General features: G+C 68.5%; 1 pseudogene. It reads right to left on the bottom strand.

Annotated elements, in window-relative coordinates:
• Nucleotides 1-568: pseudogene (locus tag ACSNOC_RS27880) on the bottom strand (polyketide synthase); the annotation flags it as partial.

Raw genomic sequence — 568 nt, 5'->3', positions numbered from 1 at the left:
CCAGGCCACTCCCCCGCCCCCACACCCGCAGCAGCACCCGCCGACACCGCACCCACCGCATGACACACCCACTCCCCACCCACACGCCGCGAGAAGACCTTGACAGTCCAGCGGTCATCCGGGGCAGCGGGAGTGACACGCACCTGAATGTCGACGGACTCGTCTTCGCCCAGGACGAGGGGGCGGTGGAAGGTCAGTTCGTCGACGAAGTCGCACCCCACCTCACAGGCCGCATGCTGGGCCAGATCCAGTAGGGCCGTTCCAGGCACCAGCACGGATCCCATCACCACGTGATCCGCCAGCCACGGGTGCTCGGCCAACGACAACCGGCCGGTCAGGACTGTGCCTTCGCCTTCCGGCAGCAGCACCGCCGCGCCCAGCAAGGGGTGGCCCGCATTCTCCAGACCCGCGCCCGTCAGATCACCGCTGAAGCGCCGCGCTTCCAGCCAGAAGCGGCGGCGCTGGAAGGCATAGGTCGGCAGATCGACATGACGAGCACCACTCCCGGCGAACACGCCCGCCCAGTCCACCTCCACCCCATGCACATGCAACTCGGCAAGCGCAGCAG

Source organism: Streptomyces sp. URMC 129 (assembly GCF_051386415.1).
GTDB lineage: Bacteria > Actinomycetota > Actinomycetes > Streptomycetales > Streptomycetaceae > Streptomyces.
The sequence above is the reverse complement of the archived record's forward strand: the minus strand, read 5'-3'. Positions and strand labels throughout refer to the sequence as shown.